The organism is Micromonospora sp. NPDC049175, assembly GCF_043197345.1.
Classification (GTDB): Bacteria; Actinomycetota; Actinomycetes; order Mycobacteriales; family Micromonosporaceae; genus Micromonospora.
The window spans coordinates 667,777-684,821 of record NZ_JBICSY010000001.1; the positions used below are offsets into that span (position 1 = coordinate 667,777).

A 17,045-nucleotide genomic window follows, 5' to 3' on the forward strand; every position below is an offset into this window, starting at 1 on the left:
CCTAGTCGGCGATGCGGTAGCCGACGCCGGCCCTGGTGGTGATGATCTGCGGGTCGCCGAGTTTGCGGCGCAGGCGGCCGATCGTCACCGTGACGGTGTTGGTGAACGGGTCGGTGTTCTCGTCCCAGACCTGCTCCAGCAGCGATTCGGCGCTCAGGAACGTGGGCGCCGCCCGCAGCAGCGCCTCCAGCAGGGCGAACTCTTTGACCGACAGGTCCAGCCGGCGGCCGTCGCGGGTGGCGGTGCACCGGGCCGGGTCGAGCTCCAGGCCGGCCGCGCGCAGCGTCCTCGGCTGCGCCGACGGGCGGCGGCGGGCCAGGGCGCGGATCCGCAGCACCAGCTCGGGGAAGTGGAACGGCTTGGCCAGGTAGTCGTCGGCGCCGAGCGTCAAGCCGGTGACCCGGTCGCCGGGCGCGCCAGCAGCGGTCAGCATCAGGACCATCGGGCGGTCGTCCCGTTCGGTGATCATCTGGCAGAGGGTGTCGCCGTGCAGGCCCGGCAGGTCGCGGTCGAGCACCACCACCTCGTACGGCGCGAGGTCCAGCTTCTCGGCGGCCGTCAGGCCATCCAGCGCGACGTCGACGGCCATCCCCTGGTCGCGCAGGCCCTCGGCGATCACCTCGGCGAGCGCCCGCGCGTCCTCGACCACCAGCACCCTCACGCGGCCTCGTTCTCCCGGGACACCGGCGGTAGCAGCGGGAGCCGGATCGCCACGTGCAGGCCGCCCTCGGGCGCGGCACGCAGCACCAGCGTGCCGCCGTGCGCCGCCGCGATGGCCGCCACGATGGACAGGCCCAGCCCGGTGCCGCCGCCGGCGGTCCGCTCCAGACCGAGCCGCTGGAACGGCTGGCCGAGCCGGGCGACCTGCTCCGGGTCGAGGGACGGGCCGCCGGTCTCGACGGCCAGCAGTGCGGTGCCGGCCTCGGGCGCGGCGACCATCCGGACCCAGCCGTCCGGCACGTTGTGGGTGATCGCATTGTCGATCACATTGCCGGTCATCTGGGCGAGCAGCACCGCGTTGCCGCGGGTCCAGGCGTCCGGCCGCACGTCGGCGCGGACCGTCAGCCGCTTGGCCTCGATGTCGGCGGCGCGGGCGGACACCACCTCCGTGACCAGCGCGCCTACGGAGACCGGTTCGCGGTCGGCGAGCGCGCCGTGCTGAATGCGGGCCAGGGTGAGGAAGCCGTCGAGCAGCCCGTCGACCCGGTCCAGCTCGGTACGCAGCCGGCCGGCGAGCGCGACCGTCTGCGGCGGCACCGGCCCGGGCTTCGCGACCGCGACGTCCAGCGACGCACGCATCGTGGCCAGCGGGGTGCGCAGCTCGTGGGAGGCGTTGGCGACGAACCGGCGCTGCGCCGCGAACGCCTGCTCCAGGCGTTCGAGCAACTCGTCGATGGTGTCGGCGAGCGCCTTGACCTCGTCGTCGGGACCGGGGGTGGCCAGCCGCTCGTGCAGGTTGTCGGCGGTGATCCGGCGGGTGGCCGCGGTGATCGTGCGCAGCGGGCGCAGTACCCGCCCGGCGACGGACCGGCCCAGCAGCACCGAGGCCACCCCCATCACGGCCAGCGCGGTCGCCGAGCCTCCCAGCAGTTGCCGGGCCTGATCCCGGTGCACGGCCTCCAGCCGGGCCTCCAGTTCGGCGATCCGCGCGGCGGAGGTGTCCGACCGTTGTTGCTGCGCGGGCACGACCGGGGAGGTACTGCGGGCGATTGTGAGGAAGCTGGTGAGGCCGAGCAGCGCGACGCCGGAGAGCATGAACAGCGCCACGTACATGATCGTGAACCGCAGCCGAGCCGTCCGCATCCGTTCCCCCTGCCGCGCCGCCGACCGGCACGCGACCAGCATTCCGGTCCGGACCTAACAACGCCATAACGGTGCGCGTTCGACCGCTGTTACGGCGCGCGCCGTAGAACCGAGCCCATGGAATCCACCATCGAGGTCGCAGACCTCCACAAACGGTACGGGCGCACCGTCGCCCTGGACGGCGTGTCCTTCACGGTACGGCCGGGGCACGTCACCGGCTTCGTCGGCCCGAACGGCGCCGGCAAGTCCACCACGATGCGGGTGGTCCTCGGTCTCGCGGCCCCGAACGCCGGCACCGCGCTCGTCGGCGGCGTGCCCTACCGGACGCTGCGCCGGCCACTGACCCACGTGGGGGCCCTGCTCGACGCCGGGGCGCTGCAGCCGAGCCGCTCCGCCCGCAACCACCTGCTCTGGCTCGCCCATTCGCAGGGCTTCGCTGCCCGGCGGGTCGACGAGGTGCTGGAGCAGGCCGGGCTGGGCGAGGTCCGCCGCCGCAAAGCCGGCGGCTTCTCCCTGGGCATGCGGCAGCGGCTCGGGATCGCCGCCGCGCTGCTCGGCGACCCGCCGGTGCTGATGCTGGACGAGCCGTTCAACGGCCTCGACCCGGAGGGCATCGTGTGGATGCGCGGGCTGCTGGGGACCCTCGCCGCCCAGGGGCGGGCCGTGCTGGTCTCCAGCCACCTGATGAGCGAGCTCCAACACATCGCCGCGCACGTGGTGATCGTCGGCCGGGGCCGGGTCCTCGCCGACACCACCGTGTCCGACTTGCTGGCGGCGACACCGGGGGGAGGCGCGGGCTCGCTGGAGGACGCCTACTTCGCGCTGACCCGCGACGCGGTGGAGTTCCGCGGGGAGGTGGCCCGATGAGCCAGCGTTCGGGCGAATCAGCGCCGGAGCGTAGCGGCGGTGGCGGCATGAGCGACTTCGGACGGCTCGTGCGGGCCGAATGGACCAAGTTCCGGACGGTCCGCGGCTGGGTGCTCGGCATCGTGGCCGCGGCCGTGGTGACCGTGCTGCTGGGGCTGTACGTCGCGTCGAACAGCCTGTCATCCTGCTCTCTGGGGACTGTCGAGGTCGAGTGCCCGACGCCCCCCGTCGGCCCGGACGGCGAGGCGGTGCGGGACAAGTTCTACTTCGTGCACCAGCCGCTGGCCGGGGACGGCGCCGTCACGGTACGGGTGACGTCGATGACCGGCCTGATCACCTACCCGCCGCCGAATCACAACGAGATCATCCCCGGCCTGGTGGAGTGGGCGAAGGCCGGCGTCATCGCCAAGGACGGCACCACCGAGGGATCCCGCTATGTGGCCCTCATGGTCACCGCCAAGCACGGCGTGCGGATGCAGCACGACTTCATCCACGACACCGCGGGCAAACCAGGCGCCGTATCCGCCGACGCTCCGCGCTGGCTGCGGCTGACCCGCACGGGTGACACGCTCACCGGAGAGGAGTCGACCGACGGCGCATCCTGGACCAGAGTCGGCACCGCGACGCTGGCAGGCACCGTCGAGATCGGGCTCTTCGTTACCTCACCCAGTGACCTCACCGTGGATGGTGGCGTCGGAGGCGGGACCGCCCAGGCCCGGCTGGCCAAGGCGACCGCCACCTTCGACAACGTCGGGCTGACCGGCACCGCGCCCGGCGGCGACTGGCTCCGCGACGACGTCGGGGCCAAGCCGAACCTGGACGGCGCCCCGCACCACCCGGGCAGCGTCGAGGAGGCGGGCGGCGTCATGACCCTGTCCGGCAACGGCGACATGGCACCACTCACCGGCGAAGCCGGGCCCGCTGTCCTGCTTGTACTGATCGGACTGGTCATCGGCCTGATCGTGGTGATCGTGGTGGCCGCCCTCAACGTCTCGACCGAACTCAGGCGGGGCCTGATCGGGGTGACGCTGCTGGCGAGCCCACGGCGGGGTCGCGTCCTGGCGGCGAAGGCCGTCGTGCTCGGCACCGTCACCTTCGTCGCCGGGACGGCCGCCGCCGCGCTGGTCATCCCACTCGCCTGGGATCTGCTGCGGGACAACGGCTTCCGGCAGCCGGGGTTGCCGCTGCCGACCATCGCGCGGGTGGCCGTCGAGGCCGGTCTGCTGGTTGCCGGCACGGCGCTGCTTACCCTGGGGCTCGGCGCGCTGCTCCGGCGCGGGTTGGCGGCGGTCGGCATCGCGGTGGCGGTAGTGGTGTTGCCGTACCTGGCGGTGATCATCGGCGGCCTGCCGACCGCGGCGTCCGAATGGCTGCTACGGCTGACCCCCGCCGCGGCCTTCGCGATCCAGCAGGTCACGCCCGAGTATGCGCACGTGGTGGCGAACTACACACCCGGGTCCGGCTACTACCCGCTGCCGGCATGGGGCGGCCTCGCCGTCATGGCCGGGTACGCCGCGCTGGCCCTCGGCCTGGCGGCCGCGCGGCTGCGCCGGAGCGACGCGTGAGCGAGGAGCGAGGAGCGAGCTTGCGAGCCCCGCAGCGAACGCACATGGGGCACGGCGTGAGCCGGGCGCTGCACGCCGAGTGGACGAAGCTGCGGACCGAGCCGGCCGCCCGCTGGCTGCTGCCGTGCATCGTGGTGGCGACGGTGCTGGTGAGCCTGTTCGCGGTCGCCGCGGCGAGCTGCAAGGTGGGTGGATGCGGTTTCGATCCGGCGGCGCTGAGCCTGACCGGGGTGCAGTTGGGCCAGGCTGTCGTCGTGATGCTGGCCGTGCTGGCGATCGGCGGCGAGCAGGGCACGGGCCTGCTCCGCACGACGTTCACCGCCGCGCCCCGCCGGATAGCGGTGCTGGCCGCGAAGGCGGTCCTGATCGGCGGCCTGACCCTGGCCGCCGGGACCGTCGCCGTGCTCGGCTGCGTGGCCGCCGGCCGGGCGATCCTGCCCGGCAACGGCATCGCCGCGCCGTCGCTGGCCGACGGTCCCACACTGCGGGCGGCCGTCGGGTCGGTGCTCTATCTGGTGCTGGTCGGGCTGCTCGCGCTCGGCGTCGCCGCCGCGATCCGAGACTCGGCGGCCTCGGCGGGGGCGATGTTCGCCCTGCTCTACACCGTGCCGCTCGTCGCGGCGGTGGTCAACGACCCGGAGCTGCAACGGACGCTACGCCGGTTCGCGCCGATGACGTCGGGCCTCGCCATCCAGGCCACCACCGACCTGGATAACCTCCCGATCGGCCCCTGGGCGGGCCTCGCCGTCCTGGCCGCCTGGTCCGCCGCGTCCCTACTCCTCGGCGCCCTCCTCCTCTACCACCGCGACCCCTGACCCGCCCTCCCCGCGACCGTAGGCACCAGGATATTCATCGTCCGGCGCGATATGTCCGATTGAGTGCCCCCGGGGTGACGCGCCGGCAGGCAACGGTGAAGCCGGTACGAGCCGTACGAAGCGGCTCGGTCATAGGTAGATTTGTTCCCGTGCCAGAGCCGACGCCCCTGGGTGACTTCCTCCGCGCGCGGCGCGCTGTCCTACGTCCCGTCGAACGCGACGGCAAGCTGCGGCGCGTCCGCGGGTTGCGCCGCGAGGAGGTGGCGAAGCTGGCCTCGATCAGCCCCGATTACTACGTACGTCTGGAGCAGGGCCGCAACGACAGCCCGTCCCCGCAGGTGGTCGATGCGCTCGCCCGTGCCCTGCAACTGGACGAGGACGGCGCGAGCTACCTGCGCAAGCTCGCCGACCAGCCCCGGACCACCGCCGCCTCGGACGATGGCGAGCAACTGCCGGAGGGCATCCGCCTGTTGATCCAGGGGCTGCACGAGGTGCCTGCCTTCGCCCACGGCAAATACCTGGACGTCCTGGCCGCCAACCCGCTCGCCGGGGCGCTGTTCCCGGGCCAGTCCGAAGGTGCCAACCTGCTGCGGGTGGCGTTCACCGACCCCACGGTCCGTGCAATGTACGACCAGTGGTCCACGGTGGTCGCCGAGGTCGTCGCCAACGCCCGACTCGTCCTCGGCGCGGACGCCGGCTCCGAGCAGCTCCAGCATCTGGTGGAGGAGCTGCGCGCCACCAACGACGACTTTCGTGCCATCTGGGACCGGCAGGACGTGCGGGAGACTGCCGCCGGCGTTCGGACCCTGCACCACCCGGCCGTTGGTGACCTTGAGCTGATGTACGAGCGGCTGCACATCACCGGCACCGACGCCCAGTTCCTCGTCATCCATCACGCCCGCCCCGGCAGCGAAACGGAGTCGAAACTGGCGAAACTGCGCGCCATGTTCCTATGAACGACAACCCCAGGTATGTCCGCCCGCACGGCCGTACCGTCCTTGACATGTCCAATCTGATTACCACCCCATTCGGGTTCGAGAGCACCGCCGACGAGGTTCTCGCCGGGGTCGACCTCACCGGCAAACGCGCCATCGTGACCGGCGGCGCCACCGGCATCGGGCGCGAGACGACCCGCGCCCTGGCCACGGCCGGCGCCGAGGTCACCATCGCGACCCGCGACGTGAACGCGGGCCGACAGGTCGCCGAGAGCACGCCGGGCAACATTCGGGTTGTCCCCCTCGACCTGGCCGACCTCGACTCGGTCGACGCCTTCACCCGCGCCTGGCAGGGCCCGCTGCACATCCTCGTCAACAACGCCGGCGTCATGGCCGTACCCGACCGGCGGCTCACCGCTCAGGGCCACGAACTGCAGTTCGGCACCAACTACCTCGGCCACTTCGCGCTGACCGTCGGCCTGCACGACGTCTTGGCGGCCGCCGGCGAGGCACGGATCGTGTCGGTCTCCTCCAACGCCCACTTCATGTCCGACATCGCCTACGACGACATCGACTACGTCCACCGCGACTACAACCCCTGGACCGCCTACGGCCAGTCGAAGACCGGCGACGTCCTGCTCGCCGTCGAGGCCACTCGCCGGTGGAACGCCGAGGGCATCGTCGCCAACTCGCTCAACCCCGGTGCGATCGCCACCGGCCTGCAAAAGCACACCGGCGGCCTGCGCACACCCGAACACCTGCGCAAGACCCCGCCACAGGGCGCGGCCACCTCGGTCCTGCTCGCCGCTTCCCCGCTGCTCGACGGCGTCGGCGGCCGCTACTTCGAGGACTGCAACGAGTCCCCGACCCTGACTGCCCCGCCAGAGATGTTCGGCAAGGGTGTCGCCGCGTGGGCCGTAGACGCCGACAACGCCGCTCACCTGTGGGACGTTGCCAACGGTCTGCTGAAGCGATGACCGTCGGTTTCATCGGCCTCGGCGACGAAGGCGCACCGATGGCGCGGGCGATCGCCGACAAAGGCTTCGATTTGTACGTGTGGGCCCGCCGACCCGATTCCTACCGCGGCGGAGTCCGGACGACGACCGGCGGCGTTGCGGTTCCGCCCGAATACGACACCGGTACGCCGCGCCCGGTCGGCGGCTACTTCTGATCTTGGTCGAGGTTGGCCTCGTGAGTCAGATTACTGGCTGAGCCCGGGTCGGTGGCGAGTGCGGGCCGGGCCGGGCCCGGGCGGGGCGGGCAGAGCACGGCCACGGCGACGGCTGCTGTTATCGCCGCCCCGGCGGGGTAGGCCATGCCGCCGAACTCGTCGGTGGGCACCAGGCCACGCCAGAACGGCGAGTCAGGCACGGCCGTGTCGGACAGTGCGCCCAGGAATTGCAGACTACCGAGCAGCCAGGCGGGGATCAGCATGACGAGACCGCCAATGGCGGCGGTGGCCGCGAGAGGAGTGGCCCACGGACGGTGCTCGAGACGGCGGCTGGCCCAGCCGACTAGCAGCCAGCCGGCCAGCATACCGAGCAGGCCGACGGCGAGCGTCGAACCGGTGAGCCACAGCGGTTCCGCCCGGTAGATCGAGACCCTGAGCCCGCCTTCGGCGTACGCTGCGTCGAAGTAGTCCTCGAAGGACAGCACGAGTGCGCCGTTGCGTGCGGTCAACGCCTGCGAGTTGTTTTGCCGGGCGCCGGTTTCGATGTAGGTCGGGCTGGTCGAGTAGGTGTCGGTGACGCGCCAGCCGGCCGCCTCCAGGCGTTGCTGCAGGCCGGCTAGGTAGGCATCGACGTCCTCGGTCGCGGGCGTTCGCTCGGTGAGGTAGCTGACCGACGCCGCATCGGTCTCACCACCGTTGTTGCGGAAGGGGTCGTCCGACCTTCCGTACGACTGTGCCGACAAGCCTGGGGTGAGCATCTGGGCGAGCTGGGTCCACGCTGCGCCGGTTGGAAGCGCCGGCACCGCCTCCCAACCAATACGGTTCGCCAGCGACGCGCTCAGAAAGCCGGAGAAAATTGAGGCGACGATTGCCAGCACGACCACGCCGATGCTGAGTGGGCGACCGAGTCGGGCCCGCATGCCTTGCCGAAGCAGGTTGAGCGTCTCAATGGGGGCGGGCCGGACGTGTCCGGCCTCGGCGGCCATGAGCAGCGTGTCTGCCAGTTCTTCGCGACGTGAGCCCTTCGGGTAGACGTGTAGCAGCAGGCGATATGGGGTGGCGAGGCGGCGGCTCATGCGAACGCCGGGCCAGGCCGCGTGGCGTTCAGCCGCCGCGATGCGGTGCGAACGTTGTGGGCCAATCGCGCTGTCTCCTCAGCGAGTGCCGCCGCGCCGGCGTCGGTGAGGCGGTAGTAGCGCCGAGGACGCCCGTCAACGGTCTCCTCTCTGTCGATCGCGACCAGTCCTTGGGCCGCTAACCGGTCCAGCGCCGCGTAGAGGGTGCCGGCCTGCAACCTGACCTGGCCTTCGGAGAGCGCCTCGGCCGTCTGGATCACGCCGTACCCGTGCCGCGGCTGATCGACCAGTGCGGTCAGGATCCAGAACGTCGGTTCTCGCATGGCCTTCGACATAATCGCCAATATAAAGATTGTCTGACTATGGTGCAACGGCACTGGTGCCGCGCCGGCCGCTCCGCGGGAACCAGGACGCCGCACCGCTTCTGAACTGCGGGAACGTGGAGCCGCAGGCAGGGTGGGGGCAGTTGAGCGCCGATCGGCGCCGTTGGACGCAGTTCAAGGCCGTTCAAGGCACCCTGCTGCTCCCGGCCTGCTCCCCCACCCGGGCTCGCACCCGGCCGCCCACCGATCGTGAGCTGTCAGCCCAGTGCCTTGGATAGCACCTGCGCTGGCTCCCACGGCCACATCGGTCGACCGGGGAACACGCCTACGGCCGCCGGGGAACAGACGGTCAAGACACACGTGTCGCACCTGCTGACGAAGCTGGGGCTGCGCGACCGGGTACAGGCCGTCATCTTCGCCTACGAGAACGCGCTGCTCTGACACCCTGGGCAGCCATAGCGGGCGAGTCAGTGGCCCCAGCTCAGGACATACCGGATGCCAACCCTGGCGTGCGCCGCGTCGACTCGGCTGAGGTATCGAGCTCAGTTCGGTGGGCGTCGTTCACCGGCCGTCGAGTTGCTCGCGTACCAGAGCGGCGATGCGGGAGAGCGCGGCGCCGAGGTGGCGTTGCTGTGCAGCGCTGAGTGGGTCGAACACCAGTTGCCTGACCCGCTCGACGTGAGCCGGGGCACTGTCCTCGACTTTACGCAGTCCGGCGTCAGTCAGGGTCGCGAGGGTGTACCGGCCGTTGTGCGGGTCAGGGCACCGGGTGACCCACCCCTGCTGCTCGAAACGGACCATCAGCTTGGACAGCCGTGGTTGCGTGCTGTCGCACTGCGCGGCCAGGTCGCTGAGCCGCATCGTGTGCGTCTCGGTCATGGACAGCCGAGCCATCACGCTGTACTCGAAGTTCGAGATGCCCTCGTCCCGCTGCAACTGGCGGTCCAGCAGCGTGGGCAGCGCGACGACCACGGTGCGCAGGTCCTGCCACAGCTTTTGCTGCTCGTCGTCGAGCCAATGGGGGGTGCCGGTCATACGCGCAGCTTACTTGACTGGGCAACCTGGCACCCAGGTGCCTTTCGCTGCTCAGAGGCAGGCACTGACCCGGCCGGCCCCTGTGATGCCGCGCACCTTGACTTGCCTAGGCAAGTGAAGCACACTCGTTCACAGTTGCCCAGGCAAGTGCGGCGGCGTCGCGGCGTCCGGAGATTCCCCCGTTCGCCACGGATCCGACACCCCGAAACCATGAGGAGAGTGCAGTGAAGGCAATTCGCTACCACGAGTTCGGCAGCACCGAGGTCCTGCGCCAGGAGGAGGTGGAGCGTCCGGTCCCCGGTGCCGGCCAAGTGCTGGTGAAGGTGGTGGCCACCTCGTTCAACCCCGTCGACGACCACATCCGGCTGGGCGTCCTCGCCGAGATGATCCCCACCGCGCTGCCGATCACCCCCGGCCTCGACGTCGCGGGCACCGTTGCCGCGCTCGGCGACCAGGTCAGCGGACTGCAGGTCGGCGACCCGATCATCGCCATGTTCCCGCTGCACGAGCACGGCGGAGCCGCCGAGTACGCGGTCGTGGCGGCCGACCTGGTGACCGCCGCGCCCCGCAGCATCCCTCTGACCGACGCCGCCGCACTTCCCCTGACCGGGCTGGCCGCTCGCCAAGCGGCCGTCGAGCTCGCCGGGATCAAGGCCGGCCAGACCGTTCTCGTCAACGGGGCAGGCGGCGCGGTCGGAAGCATCGTGGTCCAGCTCGCCGTCGAAGCCGGCGCGAAGGTGACCGCCGTCGACGGCCCCCAGCATGCCGACCGCCTGAACGGCTACGGTGCGGAGAAGGTCGTCGACCCGCTGGACCTCGACGCAGGCCCGGCCGCCGTCGGTGGTCCCTTCGACGTGGTGGTGAACCACGTACGCCTGGCTCCCGAGGACCTCGCGAAGCTGACCCCCTACGTGGCCGACGGCGGCATCGTCGTCAGCTCCGCCGGGCCTGTGCCGGCCGACGAGGCACGCTCGGTACGCACCGCCGGCGTGTGGGTCGGCCCCGACGCCTCCCACCTGGCCGACCTCGTCTCCCGTATCGACAACGGCGTACTCAAGCTGCACATCGCCGACCGCCGACCGCTGGAGGAGGTGCCGACCATCCACCAGGATGCAAGCAACGGCAAGCTGCTCGGCAAAACGGTAATCGTCGTCGCCTGACGCCACGTCCACGTCCACGTCCACCATCGAAGCCCCACTTTGATGGTGGACGCCGACGTACACGGAGCAGCTCGGTCGGCCGGTCGGAGCTGCGGCCAACTCGGCGCCGTTCGTGGTCGTCATGGGCGCGGTGCTCGCAGCCGCCCGGCGACCGACACTCCGTCTCCCCCGCTGGGTGCGGTTGACGGACGGTCTCGTGATGGATTGCTTCTGCCCGCCGGTGTTTGGCACGGCGGGCTGTCGTCAGGTGTTGCGCGCTCTGTCCAGGGCTAGCGCTATCGATGCCTGGGCTTGCTCGAGTGTGTCGCCGGCTCCAACCGCAAGGTCCCGTAGGTACTGGCGGAACTCGTCATCAGACGGGTGGTTTGGGGTGAGGTGGCCGGCGAGTTCGAGGCTGACCAGTCCGTGCAGCTGACACCACATGCGCCGGGTGACGGACCAGGGGTCTGCGGGACGGAACCGGCCTGCCTGGATGCATCGGGGGACGGTATCCCTAGCTACGCGCAGCGTGTAGAGGCCGATGCGCCGGTCTTCTTCTGAAAGTTGGAACCCGGCGATGCTTGAGCCGCCGAACATCACCGCGTACAGGTGGGGTGCCAGGTGCGCGGACTGCCGGTACGCGATGGCCAACTGGAAGCTGTCGGCGACTGGGTCGTCGCTGGCATGCACCGTCGCCAGCCGGTCAGCCAGCCGGGCGAAGCCCTCCCGGATGACGGCCCGTACCAGGCCTGGCATGCCGCCGAAGTACGTGTAGATGGCCATTGTGGAGGTGCCCGTCTCGCGTGCTAGTGCTCGCGCGGACAGTGACCGGGGCCCCTGCTCGGTCAGCAGCCGAGCGGCGACTTCGACGAGTTCCTGCCGCGGATCGCTGCTTGCCCTTGACATGAGCTCATCATAACGGTGTTATTGGCATAACGGTGTTATGAGGGGGAGGCGATTGGATGTTGGGGCCACGACAGTTCCGAGCACGGATCCCGCGACTTGCCGAAGCGCACGGAGATGACTGGGGAACGGTGGCCGGCGACGGAGAGCCACTTCGGCTGGCCGTGCTCGGCGACTCCGCGGCGGCCGGAGTCGGTGCGCCCGACCATCAGGCGGCCTTGGCCGGTCAGACTGCGTTTGCACTCGCCGCGCTGACCGGGCGGCACCTGTCTTGGCGGGTCGTGGCACGATCGGGAGCCACGGCCAGAACGATCCGACGAGACTTGGTGGACGGCATCACCGATCCACACACGCGCTGGAGCCCACACCTGGTCCTCGTGGTCGTGGGGGTCAACGACGCGGTCCGGTTGCGGCGACCCGGCCGGTTTCGGCGCGACGTCGAGCATCTGGTGGCGGTGATTCGGCGTCGGCTCGGTGCCCCGATCCCTGTGCTTCTGGCTGGGCTGCCCCCCGTGCACCGCTTTCCCGCCCTGCCTGCGCCGGTGCGGCTGCTGCTGGGGACCCACGCGCGCCGGCTGGACCGTCAACTCGCGCGCCTCGCTCGACGGGACACGGGCGTGTTCCACCTGCCGGTCGGGCACTTGCCCATCGATCGAGACGACTTCTTCGCCTCGGATCGCTTCCATCCCGGCCCAGCCGGATACCGCGTGTGGGGCCGAACGCTGGGTGCACAGGCGGCCACGATCGTCGACGCAGTCCTGCCTATGACCGTGGAACCGAATGTTGCCGGTCAGCGTGAGGGCCACACGCGGGGTGCAACTGCAGAAGAAGCCGGCCGGAGGTAGCCGGCGGGCAACATCCGCACACCGGCAGAAGCGGGCACCGCCCTCGTCCCTACGGAGAACGCCGACGCCGACTCCTTCGGGAAGAGATCACCGCCCTGGTGACCGCGCCTTGTGCCATCACCGCCGTGCTTCGCGACGCTCACCCGGCCGACAGGGCCGATGAGTGGACAGCGTGCCATCGAGCGGCGCCGCGAACGTTTCCGCGCTGGCCAGCGGCAGGGTTCGCGGTCGCCGTCCGAGTGCTGCGGGGATCAGACCTAGTTTTGGTATTCCGCGCCTGATCACCCGCCGAGGTGGTCGAGCACGGCTTGCGCGTTCCGGACCACGACCGCGATCCTCTGCTGGGCGGCGCGCAGATCCTGGGCGTGCGCCTGAATCATCGCGGTCTGGTACGCGGACTCGACTGAGAACCAGACGCCCACGACGTTGTTACGGGTCTTGCACGCGACGTCCGCGGTCGCGGTCCGCTTCTCGGCGGATGAGGGCGTGGCCGGCCGCAGATCCGCGGCTGCCGCAGCAGTCAACGGGTCGACGTAGTTGAAGCCCTGTTCGTGCATGCACGCAGACCATCTGCCGAACACCTGGCGCATCCGGTTGTCCGCCCGCGCCTGGTCGAAAGCGTTGAAGTCGATCGAGGTGACGAGGTGCTCGGCGATGTCCTCAGGGCTCGTGAGCTGCAGTTTGCGGCCCGCCTCGCCCGCGCAGCCGCCCGCTGGCACCTCGCGCCCCTGGTAGGTGCGGGTGGGCTGGCCGGCCAGTGCCGGGCGGCCGTCCTCGCTGCCGGTCCAGACGAGCATTTCGGCCGGTGGCACGGCGGCACCCGGCTCTGTGCGGGCGATGGTGCCTTCACCCGGTGCGAGGTGGTACCCCCACCTGGCGGCGACGGCCGGGTCGGTGACGCCGTACCGGCGCGACATCGGCTCAGGGCCCGCGCCGCCGGTGGCGGCGGGATGTCCGCGATCGATCCCGAAGCGTCGCATGCAGTCCTCGACCAGGATGGATCGAGCCCGGTTCAGTGTGACGCGCTGCTCGCCGTCGAGCCGGTACGCCTCGATGGGCAGAACCAGTCCCGCAACACCGTCGGCGCTGCGCATCTCGGGGACCGCGGGTGGACTGGTGATCGTGATCCCACCCACGCCACCATGGTCACCTGTGCCGTCCGGGTCGGGAGAGCAAGCCGCCGCGGTTGCGAGCAGCAGCATGAGTGCGCCCCATCGGGCGGTTCTTCGTCCGTGCGATGCCATGTTCGCTGCCCCCGGCTGCTGTCGGTGGTCCGTGACGCCGCCGCGGCAGGGCCGGCGGCGTCACGTGCCACGAGGGTCTGACGTGTCTGGATGACGGCTAGTTGGCGGACCAGGAAAGTGACCGGTTGTTGTTGGTGAGACCGGCGAGGCTGTACGGCGCACTACCCTGATCGCAGCAGACGCCCAGCTGGTACGCCGCGCCAGTCATGCCGGGCTCGGACCAGATCACCGGCCGCCACCTCGTGTCGTAGTTCGACGCCGAGCCGGCGTTGTTCCAAACCCGGGTGCCGTGGCCGGACCCGGACGGCCCGAAGTAGAGGGCCGGGTTCTTCATGTCGTTGATCAAGCCGTTGAGGCAGATGGAGGCACCCTGCTGCTGTTGGCCGTAGTACAGGACAACCGGACCGCCGGGGCGGACCGTGCAGTTGGTTTCGACCCCGGCCGACGCCGATTCGGGGAAGGCGATCAGCGTGGCGGTGCAGGCGGTGACGGCAGTGACGAGTCCGTGCAGGACTTTCGGTTGAGTTTCACGGGTTTCTCCCTTGGTGCCTGGTCATACGGCCGGGCGTTCGCAAATTGGTTCGGTCCTTGTACCTTTCCGCTGGCGATCGTCGTTGAGCGGCCAGCGCATAGGGCAAACGTTGAGATCCGCGGAGGCGCTGGACGGACCGGCATCCGCCGCATTTCCCGTACGCGGTCGGCGGCCTTACCCGCGTGGCGAGGCTCGGATGACCGTCATGGTCCGGGTGTCAGACTTGGCCGACTTGTCGTCCCCCTGCTGCGGGCGGAGGCGCCCGGGAACGGGGCGGCATGGCGGCATGGATCCGTTCAGCGGTCTGCTCTAGCCGGGCGCTGTCGATTGTGGGTGCCCGCGCCGGCCAGATGGTCTGGATCGGATCCCCGTGCCAGCGGGGAACCAGGTGTATGTGAAGGTGCGGAATCGTCTGTGAGGCAGCCTGGCCGGCCGAGATGATCAGGTTCAGTCCGTCCGACGCGAGTGCCTCTCTGATGGCATGGGACACGTCGAGAACGGTGTCCATGAGCGGCTGGACGTCCTCCGAGGCCAAGGCCCACAGGTCGGTCACGTGCCTTCGAGGTATCACCAGAGTGTGCCCGGCGGCCGCGGGCAGCAGCGGGACGAAGGCCATCGTCTGCGGGGTTTCATAAATCCGCAGAGCCGTTGCCGTGCCGTCACCGATCTCGCAGAACACGCAGGTCCCGATGTCGTCGTTCATCCGTTCGCCCCTCTTCTGCCGCATGTTCCCATCAGAAGCGAGAGCCGAATTTCTCCGGCATCGACGTGTTCACCGTTCTGGTATGCGCTGCTCCCATACCGCGCCCGGTTCTGCTTCAGTCGAGGTGGAAAAGTCGACGCGTGGTGGAGGGAGTGAAGGCACCATGCCGCTACCGCAGAAGTGCCTTCCGCCAGCGAGCAGGGTGGTCTGGGCGGCCCGAATTGCCGAGGTGGTCGGAGAGATGACCGCGTATATTCGAGTTCTCCCATGGGTGGAGGCCCCAGTGAAGTTTTCGGTGCTCGGTCCGCTGCGGGCTCTCCGGGACGGTCGCCCTGTCGTCCTGCGTGGTCATCGGGAGCGGAGGATTCTGGCGGGGCTGCTGACCAGGCCGAACGGGTTGGTCACGCACGATCGGTTGGTCCGGGTGGTGTGGGACGACCCTCCCGCGACGGCGCGACGACAACTGCAGAACTGCGTCTGGCAGTTGCGGCGCCAACTCCACGGAGAGGTCGGAGGAGAGCCGATCAGTGGAGCCCCTGAGGGCTACCAGATCAACGTCGACCGGACCGACCTCGACGCGCTGGTCTTCGACAAGCTCCTCGACGAGGCTCGTCGGCTCAGCGGGCGCCACCAGGACCAGGAGGCGATCGACGCGTACGACGAGGCACTCAGCCTGTGGCGAGGAGCGGTGGCGCTCGACGGGGTGCGGACCTCTTGGATCGAGGCTTGGGCGGCCAAGCTAGACGAGCGCCGAATCTGCGGCCTGGAGGAGCGGGCGGAGGTCCACCTGCGACTGAGTCACCACCAGGCGGTGGCCTCCGAACTGACGGGGTTGGTCGCCGAACACCCACTGCGGGAACGACTCGTCGGGCAACTGATGGTCGCGCTGTACCGCGGCGGTAGGCAGGCAGACGCCCTCCGGGAATACCGGCATCTGGCCCACCGGCTCGCCGAGCTGGGGCTGACTCCCAGCCCGCACCTGGGACAGCTGCAGGTGATGATCCTCCGCAACGACGCGGCCCTGGAGGTCAGCTCCCAGTCGTCGGGGCCTCCGCGAGCCCGGTCTGCCGTGGCGCCGTCCCGGGGAGCGGACCCGAATCCGGTCCCACTGCCCGCGGCGTGGCTTCCGTCGACGCTGCCGGACCGCCCGGTTGACGGTGCGTCACCGTTCGAAGAACTGCTGCGCCGTATGCGGCAGGCGGCGCAGACGACCAGCCCTCGGGTGTTGCTACCGACCCTCGCCGCGCAGGTGCGGACCCTGCGAGGGCTCGCCGAGGTCAGCATGCTGGCCGAACGCGTGGAGATTCTTCGACTGGCCGCCAGGTACGCCGAGTTCACCGGTTGGATGGCACAGGAGGCCGGCGATGACGCGGCCTGTCTGCAATGGACCCGCACTGCTGTCGCTCTTGCCGCAGCTGGCGGCGACGGGGATTTCGGCCGGTTGTTCGCAATCCGTCAGGCAGATATCGCCCTCTACGACGACGATCCGGCACGCACCTTGATCGCTGTCGCACCAGTGGTGAGGGACGCGGCCGCTCCGCCGCAACTCCGGCGGCTGGCGTTGGAACGGGTCGCTCAGGGCTCCGCCCTCATCGGCAGGTCGGACGACTTCCACGCGGCGGTGGCGGAGGTGGGCCGGGCGCATCGACAGTTGGCCGGCGGGATGCCCGTGTTCGGGTCGGGCAACATGCCGGATCCGGCGGCGATTGTGCAGGGGTGGGGGCTTGTCGATCTCGGGTCGTACCGGGAGGCGGCGCACATCCTCGATCGGGAGGTGCTCAGGATCAGCCCGGCGGCGAGCCGGGCCCGCGCCCGGTATGGCGTTCGCCGACTACTCGCCCACGTCGGCGCCGGCCACCTCGATGCGGCCCTGGAACTCGCTCCGGACGTGCTGGACGGCATCGAACTGGTCGACTCGGCGACCATCCGCACCGACCTGCGCCGACTGCGGCGGCTGCTGGCCCGCTGGTACCAGGACCCCACGGTCGCACCGTTGACCGCCCGGCTCACCGAGGTCCTGACCCCGGCGGCACGAGCCGACGCGTACGGCCTTGGGCCGGCCGACGATTCCACCCGACGGATCGGGTGA

Annotated in this window: 18 protein-coding genes and 1 pseudogene; 10 read left to right on the forward strand and 9 right to left on the reverse strand. The window is 70.2% G+C overall.

The window, feature by feature from the left end; translation table 11 throughout:
* Nucleotide 1: 1 nt before the first annotated feature.
* Both ACGFH8_RS02645 and ACGFH8_RS02650 read right to left on the reverse strand, forming a co-directional pair.
* A complete protein-coding gene (locus tag ACGFH8_RS02645) occupies nt 2–661 on the reverse strand; it encodes a response regulator transcription factor (protein ID WP_393362357.1) in 660 nt (219 codons plus the stop codon).
* Entirely contained in the window at nt 658–1,803 is a 1,146-nt protein-coding gene (locus ACGFH8_RS02650) for a sensor histidine kinase (RefSeq protein WP_393362360.1), read from the reverse strand. Before ACGFH8_RS02650 ends, ACGFH8_RS02645 begins: the two co-directional genes overlap by 4 nt.
* 117 nt (nt 1,804–1,920) lie before the next feature.
* Between ACGFH8_RS02650 and ACGFH8_RS02655 the strand changes: the two genes are divergently transcribed.
* From ACGFH8_RS02655 to ACGFH8_RS02680, 6 genes are all read left to right on the forward strand, one after another.
* A complete protein-coding gene (locus tag ACGFH8_RS02655; protein WP_393362363.1) occupies nt 1,921–2,670 on the forward strand; it encodes an ABC transporter ATP-binding protein in 750 nt (249 codons plus the stop codon).
* Nucleotides 2,671–2,717: 47 nt separating this feature from the next.
* Nucleotides 2,718–4,235 (forward strand): ABC transporter permease subunit, encoded by a 1,518-nt coding sequence (locus ACGFH8_RS02660; protein WP_393362366.1) that lies wholly within the window; start codon nt 2,718–2,720, stop codon nt 4,233–4,235.
* Nucleotides 4,236–4,255: 20 nt separating this feature from the next.
* Complete coding sequence (locus tag ACGFH8_RS02665) at nt 4,256–5,050, forward strand: ABC transporter permease (RefSeq protein WP_393362369.1); 795 nt, start codon at nt 4,256–4,258, stop codon at nt 5,048–5,050.
* Nucleotides 5,051–5,199: 149 nt separating this feature from the next.
* Complete coding sequence (locus ACGFH8_RS02670) at nt 5,200–6,006, forward strand: helix-turn-helix domain-containing protein (protein ID WP_393362372.1); 807 nt, start codon at nt 5,200–5,202, stop codon at nt 6,004–6,006.
* A gap of 47 nt (nt 6,007–6,053) precedes the next feature.
* Complete coding sequence (locus ACGFH8_RS02675) at nt 6,054–6,962, forward strand: SDR family NAD(P)-dependent oxidoreductase (RefSeq protein ID WP_393362375.1); 909 nt, start codon at nt 6,054–6,056, stop codon at nt 6,960–6,962.
* Nucleotides 6,959–7,156 carry an NAD(P)-binding domain-containing protein gene (locus ACGFH8_RS02680; protein WP_393362378.1) on the forward strand — a complete coding sequence of 66 codons (198 nt, stop codon included), beginning with the start codon at nt 6,959–6,961 and terminating at the stop codon, nt 7,154–7,156. Before ACGFH8_RS02675 ends, ACGFH8_RS02680 begins: the two co-directional genes overlap by 4 nt.
* Here ACGFH8_RS02680 and ACGFH8_RS02685 read toward each other — a convergent pair.
* Together ACGFH8_RS02685 and ACGFH8_RS02690 are read right to left on the reverse strand one after the other, a co-directional pair.
* The gene (locus ACGFH8_RS02685; protein WP_393362381.1) at nt 7,147–8,232 is read right to left on the reverse strand and encodes a hypothetical protein; all 1,086 of its coding nucleotides are present in this window, start codon (nt 8,230–8,232) and stop codon (nt 7,147–7,149) included. The two genes, ACGFH8_RS02680 and ACGFH8_RS02685, sit on opposite strands and share 10 nt — an antisense overlap.
* A complete protein-coding gene (locus tag ACGFH8_RS02690; protein WP_393362383.1) occupies nt 8,229–8,567 on the reverse strand; it encodes a PadR family transcriptional regulator in 339 nt (112 codons plus the stop codon). The genes ACGFH8_RS02685 and ACGFH8_RS02690 overlap by 4 nt, the downstream gene beginning before the upstream one ends.
* A gap of 324 nt (nt 8,568–8,891) precedes the next feature.
* Between ACGFH8_RS02690 and ACGFH8_RS02695 the strand changes: the two are divergent.
* Nucleotides 8,892–8,996: pseudogene (locus ACGFH8_RS02695) on the forward strand (LuxR C-terminal-related transcriptional regulator); the annotation flags it as partial.
* 120 nt (nt 8,997–9,116) lie between these two features.
* Here ACGFH8_RS02695 and ACGFH8_RS02700 read toward each other — a convergent pair.
* Complete coding sequence (locus ACGFH8_RS02700; RefSeq protein ID WP_393362386.1) at nt 9,117–9,590, reverse strand: MarR family winged helix-turn-helix transcriptional regulator; 474 nt, start codon at nt 9,588–9,590, stop codon at nt 9,117–9,119.
* A 224-nt stretch (nt 9,591–9,814) separates the two neighbouring features.
* On the opposite strand from ACGFH8_RS02700, the gene ACGFH8_RS02705 reads away from it, so the two are divergent.
* On the forward strand, nt 9,815–10,750 hold the full coding sequence (locus tag ACGFH8_RS02705; protein ID WP_393362389.1) for an NADP-dependent oxidoreductase: 936 nt from the start codon (nt 9,815–9,817) through the stop codon (nt 10,748–10,750).
* Nucleotides 10,751–10,993: 243 nt separating this feature from the next.
* Here the strand turns inward: ACGFH8_RS02705 and ACGFH8_RS02710 are convergent, their stop codons facing one another.
* Nucleotides 10,994–11,635: a TetR/AcrR family transcriptional regulator gene (locus tag ACGFH8_RS02710; RefSeq protein WP_393362392.1), complete on the reverse strand. Its 642-nt coding sequence runs from the start codon at nt 11,633–11,635 to the stop codon at nt 10,994–10,996.
* Nucleotides 11,636–11,691: 56 nt separating this feature from the next.
* Between ACGFH8_RS02710 and ACGFH8_RS02715 the strand changes: the two genes are divergently transcribed.
* Nucleotides 11,692–12,477 carry an SGNH/GDSL hydrolase family protein gene (locus ACGFH8_RS02715; protein ID WP_393362395.1) on the forward strand — a complete coding sequence of 262 codons (786 nt, stop codon included), beginning with the start codon at nt 11,692–11,694 and terminating at the stop codon, nt 12,475–12,477.
* A 281-nt stretch (nt 12,478–12,758) separates the two neighbouring features.
* On the opposite strand, the gene ACGFH8_RS02720 is transcribed toward ACGFH8_RS02715, so the two are convergent.
* The 3 genes from ACGFH8_RS02720 to ACGFH8_RS02730 all read right to left on the reverse strand — a co-directional run bounded on the left by ACGFH8_RS02720 (nt 12,759) and on the right by ACGFH8_RS02730 (nt 14,956).
* Nucleotides 12,759–13,571, reverse strand: coding sequence for a hypothetical protein (locus ACGFH8_RS02720; protein ID WP_393362398.1), 813 nt, complete (start codon nt 13,569–13,571; stop codon nt 12,759–12,761).
* Between the two features lie 247 nt (nt 13,572–13,818).
* Nucleotides 13,819–14,055 (reverse strand): hypothetical protein, encoded by a 237-nt coding sequence (locus ACGFH8_RS02725; protein ID WP_393362401.1) that lies wholly within the window; start codon nt 14,053–14,055, stop codon nt 13,819–13,821.
* A gap of 415 nt (nt 14,056–14,470) precedes the next feature.
* A complete protein-coding gene (locus ACGFH8_RS02730) occupies nt 14,471–14,956 on the reverse strand; it encodes an HIT family protein (protein WP_393362404.1) in 486 nt (161 codons plus the stop codon).
* Nucleotides 14,957–15,239: 283 nt separating this feature from the next.
* Here ACGFH8_RS02730 and ACGFH8_RS02735 point away from each other — a divergent pair, with 283 nt between their 5' ends.
* Nucleotides 15,240–17,045: a BTAD domain-containing putative transcriptional regulator gene (locus tag ACGFH8_RS02735; protein WP_393362407.1), complete on the forward strand. Its 1,806-nt coding sequence runs from the start codon at nt 15,240–15,242 to the stop codon at nt 17,043–17,045.

What these genes read in the sequence shown, in the direction of transcription:
- ACGFH8_RS02650 (WP_393362360.1), bottom strand. Translation starts at nt 1,803, where the DNA reads ATGCGGACGGCTCGGCTGCGGTTCACGATCATGTACGTGGCGCTGTTC.
- ACGFH8_RS02655 (WP_393362363.1), top strand. Translation starts at nt 1,921, where the DNA reads ATGGAATCCACCATCGAGGTCGCAGACCTCCACAAACGGTACGGGCGC.
- ACGFH8_RS02660 (WP_393362366.1), top strand. Translation starts at nt 2,718, where the DNA reads ATGAGCGACTTCGGACGGCTCGTGCGGGCCGAATGGACCAAGTTCCGG.
- ACGFH8_RS02675 (WP_393362375.1), top strand. Translation starts at nt 6,054, where the DNA reads ATGTCCAATCTGATTACCACCCCATTCGGGTTCGAGAGCACCGCCGAC.
- ACGFH8_RS02680 (WP_393362378.1), top strand. Translation starts at nt 6,959, where the DNA reads ATGACCGTCGGTTTCATCGGCCTCGGCGACGAAGGCGCACCGATGGCG.
- ACGFH8_RS02685 (WP_393362381.1), bottom strand. Translation starts at nt 8,232, where the DNA reads ATGAGCCGCCGCCTCGCCACCCCATATCGCCTGCTGCTACACGTCTAC.
- ACGFH8_RS02690 (WP_393362383.1), bottom strand. Translation starts at nt 8,567, where the DNA reads ATGTCGAAGGCCATGCGAGAACCGACGTTCTGGATCCTGACCGCACTG.
- ACGFH8_RS02700 (WP_393362386.1), bottom strand. Translation starts at nt 9,590, where the DNA reads ATGACCGGCACCCCCCATTGGCTCGACGACGAGCAGCAAAAGCTGTGG.
- ACGFH8_RS02710 (WP_393362392.1), bottom strand. Translation starts at nt 11,635, where the DNA reads ATGTCAAGGGCAAGCAGCGATCCGCGGCAGGAACTCGTCGAAGTCGCC.
- ACGFH8_RS02715 (WP_393362395.1), top strand. Translation starts at nt 11,692, where the DNA reads ATGTTGGGGCCACGACAGTTCCGAGCACGGATCCCGCGACTTGCCGAA.
- ACGFH8_RS02720 (WP_393362398.1), bottom strand. Translation starts at nt 13,571, where the DNA reads ATGCGCAGCGCCGACGGTGTTGCGGGACTGGTTCTGCCCATCGAGGCG.
- ACGFH8_RS02725 (WP_393362401.1), bottom strand. Translation starts at nt 14,055, where the DNA reads ATGAAGAACCCGGCCCTCTACTTCGGGCCGTCCGGGTCCGGCCACGGC.
- ACGFH8_RS02730 (WP_393362404.1), bottom strand. Translation starts at nt 14,956, where the DNA reads ATGAACGACGACATCGGGACCTGCGTGTTCTGCGAGATCGGTGACGGC.